The organism is Streptomyces niveiscabiei (assembly GCF_001419795.1).
Classification (GTDB): domain Bacteria; phylum Actinomycetota; class Actinomycetes; order Streptomycetales; family Streptomycetaceae; genus Streptomyces; species Streptomyces niveiscabiei.
This window is the reverse complement of record NZ_LIRL01000658.1, coordinates 1-3136: the sequence shown is the minus strand read 5'-3', so window position 1 is coordinate 3136 and position 3136 is coordinate 1. Positions and strand designations below refer to the sequence as shown.

At 69.7% G+C, this 3136-nt stretch carries 5 protein-coding genes; 1 reads left to right on the top strand and 4 read right to left on the bottom strand.

Annotated features, from left to right (window positions below):
* Nucleotides 1-504 (top strand): SCO3374 family protein (locus AOK24_RS29595; RefSeq protein ID WP_240554194.1); only part of this gene is annotated, 504 nt, incomplete at its 5' end.
* Here AOK24_RS29595 and AOK24_RS29590 read toward each other — a convergent pair.
* The 4 genes from AOK24_RS29590 to AOK24_RS29575 all read right to left on the bottom strand — a co-directional run bounded on the left by AOK24_RS29590 (nucleotide 483) and on the right by AOK24_RS29575 (nucleotide 2262).
* On the bottom strand, nucleotides 483-818 hold the full coding sequence (locus tag AOK24_RS29590; protein WP_010351472.1) for a histone-like nucleoid-structuring protein Lsr2: 336 nt from the start codon (nucleotides 816-818) through the stop codon (nucleotides 483-485). The two genes, AOK24_RS29595 and AOK24_RS29590, sit on opposite strands and share 22 nt — an antisense overlap.
* Nucleotides 819-1019: 201 nt before the next feature.
* The gene (locus tag AOK24_RS29585; RefSeq protein WP_055723106.1) at nucleotides 1020-1562 is read right to left on the bottom strand and encodes an amino-acid N-acetyltransferase; all 543 of its coding nucleotides are present in this window, start codon (nucleotides 1560-1562) and stop codon (nucleotides 1020-1022) included.
* 10 nt (nucleotides 1563-1572) lie between these two features.
* The gene (locus AOK24_RS29580) at nucleotides 1573-1971 is read right to left on the bottom strand and encodes a BlaI/MecI/CopY family transcriptional regulator (protein WP_079057054.1); all 399 of its coding nucleotides are present in this window, start codon (nucleotides 1969-1971) and stop codon (nucleotides 1573-1575) included.
* 108 nt (nucleotides 1972-2079) lie between these two features.
* On the bottom strand, nucleotides 2080-2262 hold the full coding sequence (locus tag AOK24_RS29575) for a hypothetical protein (protein ID WP_055723104.1): 183 nt from the start codon (nucleotides 2260-2262) through the stop codon (nucleotides 2080-2082).
* Between the last annotated feature and the right edge of the window lie 874 nt (nucleotides 2263-3136).

Below are 3136 nucleotides of genomic sequence, written 5' to 3'. Positions count from 1 at the left end.
GCCTGCGAAAGGGAGCGGGAGCGTGCCGTCGCCGAGGAGTGTCCGCAGCGGGAGCGGGCCGCCTCCGAGGGGGGCCGGGCGTATGAGCGGGCCGCCTCCGAGGCGCGCCCGGCGCGGGAGCGGCCCGTCTGTGTGGGCCCCGTCCTGGTGTGCGGTGACCGGATGGGGTTCCTGGTCGCCGTCGGCGGGGCCGAGGAGGTGCCGGGGATTCTGCGGTGGCTCGAGTGGGGAGCGCTGCCGCTGGATCTCGTCGCGGTCGGGGCGGGCGGGAGCGTGATCGCACCGCTGCCGCCGGGGGCGCCGCGCCGGGGTGCTGTACAGGGGGCCGCCGTGTGGCTGCGGCCCCCCGTTCCGGGTCGCGAGGAGTCCTCGCTGCCGACGATGTCGGCGCCGGGGGGCGATGAGGGCGCCCCCGGTCTCGTGCGTCTGGTGGACACGCTGGCGACTCACACGCACCGTGTCCGCCTGCGGAGCGCGAGCGCTCAGCCGTTGGCCTTCTCGTAGGCCTCGCGGATGGTCGCGGGAACACGGCCGCGGTCGTTGACGTCGTAGCCGTTCTCCTTCGCCCAGGCGCGGATCTGCGCGGTGTCCTGGTTGCCGCCGGCCGCGGCACGGGCCTTTCCGCGCCCGCCGGAAGCACGGCCACCGGTACGCCGGCCGCCCTTCACATACGCGTCGAGAAGGCCGCGCAGCTTGTCCGCATTGGCCGTCGTGAGATCGATCTCGTAGGTCTTGCCGTCCAGCGCGAACGTCACGGTCTCGTCCGCCTCGCCGCCGTCGAGGTCGTCGACAAGAAGGACCTGAACCTTCTGTGCCACCGGGTATTCCTTTCATCGATAACGTGAGGGCCGAGGCTCTGCGGCGTCCGCCGTTTCACCGCCCCTAGTTATATGCACTACGCAGTACGTCGGAAAGCAAACCGCTTTTGCTGGGAAAACACAAACCCCTGGGAGAGACCGGCCCCCCGCCCCGACCGGAAACGTGCGCGTTTCGGACATAGGACCCCTGGGCAAGGTCGATCACAGATGCAGAAGCATCCGGCTGTTGCCCAAGGTGTTCGGTTTCACTCGTTCGAGTCCGAGGAACTCGGCGACGCCCTCGTCATAGGAACGGAGCAGCTCCGCGTAGACATCGGTGTCCACCGGCGTCTCGCCGATCTCCACGAAGCCGTGCTTGCCGAAGAAGTCCACTTCGAAGGTCAGACAGAAAACCCGGCGAACACCGAGCCAGCGCGCCGTGTGCAGCAACTTCTCCAGCAACTGATGCCCCACACCGGAGCCCTTCAGGCCGGGCTGGACGGCGAGAGTACGGACTTCCGCGAGGTCTTCCCACATGACGTGCAGCGCCCCGCACCCGACGACCTCGGCGTTGTCGTCCCGTTCCGCGACCCAGAACTCCTGGATGTCCTCGTAAAGCGTCACCGTCGCTTTGTCGAGCAGGATGCGCCCGCGCGCGTAGTCGTCGAGGAGTGCGCGTACGGCGGGGACGTCGCCGGTGCGCGCGCGCCGGACGGTGATGGCTTTGGCGGGAGGGTTCTCCGCCGGAGGGTTGTGCGCTGACATGTGCCGGACGCTATCGCCCGGCGTCCCCGGCCGCCGCGCCGGGGCTCCGCGTGGGCGTCTCCGGCCCCTGGACCATCCGTACGGCGTCCCGCAGCGCCTCGCGCTGTTCCTCGCTCATCATCCCGAAGAAGGCGACGAGGGCGGCGGCGGGGTTGTCGCTCTGGCTCCACGCGTCGTTCATGAGGGCGGCGGAGTACGCCGCGCGCGTGGAGACCGCCTCATAGCGATAGGCCCGGCCCTCCGACTCCCGGCGGACCCAGCCCTTCTGATGGAGATTGTCCAAAACGGTCATCACCGTGGTGTAGGCGATGGACCGTTCCTGCTGGAGGTCTTCCAGGACTTCCCGAACGGTCACCGGGCGGTTCCACTTCCACACCCGCGTCATGACCGCGTCTTCGAGTTCTCCCAAGGGGCGAGGCACGCTCAGCACACTAACGGGAGATCCCCGCATTCACCTCCCGAAACGAATCTTCCGGGAGGAAAGAGAACGAATGGGATGTACGGCGACGAGGTGCCGTCAGCCCTCGGTGCCGCCTGCACCCGGCTGCCGGGCCGCCTCCGCGCGCGCGAGCGCCGCGTCGACGGCCGCGTCCTCCTTGGCCTTGTTGGCCCCGCCCTGGGTCTTCACGATCACGCGGATCAGACCGATGAAGAGCACGGCCATGACGACAGGGGGCACGAGCGCGGAGACGTAGTCCATGGATCCAGGGTAGCCACGGAGAAAGCGGACATCCGGGCGGGGTCGGGAAGGGCGGGACGCCCTGGTCGGGGCCGTCCGCGCCCGCGCGGGGGTGTTCCGCCGGGCGGATCGGCAGATCCCGGGGCGGTATTCCAGAGCTTTTGAAAACCCCGAGCCCTGCTCAAGGTCCTCCGGGTATCCTCACGGCCCCGCCCGCACGGTCCGGCGTTCCCGGCGATCACGCGCGCGCCGCGGCCGACCAGGGAATCCGTGACCCCCATGCCCGTGAAATGCAGGCACCAGGGGACCGGAACCGGTAAATCCGAGGCCGGAAAATCCCGGACTCCGACGATTCCGAGCCACGAAGAAGCCGGGCCGGGGAAACGGGAGGGCCCTCAAACGCGGCCCGATCGCGAACACCGCCCACCGAGAGCGCTCCCGCGAGCACGGTCAGGTCAATTTCCCCCGCGAACCCGGTCACCACGATCAGTGAGCGTTCGATGACTACTCCGGCCCGCGCTTCTCCCCTCGAATCCCGGGGAGCCCGGCAAGACACCGCATTGCCGGACACCTTCGCCGCCGCCTATAGCCCCGCTCGAACGACGCCCCGCGCCCGTCGCGAAACATCCGCATAGCCGCTTCATAGAACGAAACGCGTTCCGCAGGGCGCCTCGCCGCGGCGCCCTATAGCGCCGGACCGCACGCACACCCGCGCGGGCTCACGGCAGAACGGGGCATTCCCGGGCGGGACCGGGACTCGCCGCACAGGAACCCCGCGCCCGCGCGCCTGGGATTGCCGGGACAGGAGTCACCACGCGAAACCCGCCCGCAGCCGGGCATTCCCGGACGGGGAGTCGCCGTAGGCGAACCCCACGCGCGCGCCGGGCATTCCCGG

Coding starts and splice junctions, on each gene's coding strand:
- AOK24_RS29585 (WP_055723106.1), bottom strand. CDS start 1,562: ATGTCAGCGCACAACCCTCCGGCGGAGAACCCTCCCGCCAAAGCCATC.
- AOK24_RS29575 (WP_055723104.1), bottom strand. CDS start 2,262: ATGGACTACGTCTCCGCGCTCGTGCCCCCTGTCGTCATGGCCGTGCTC.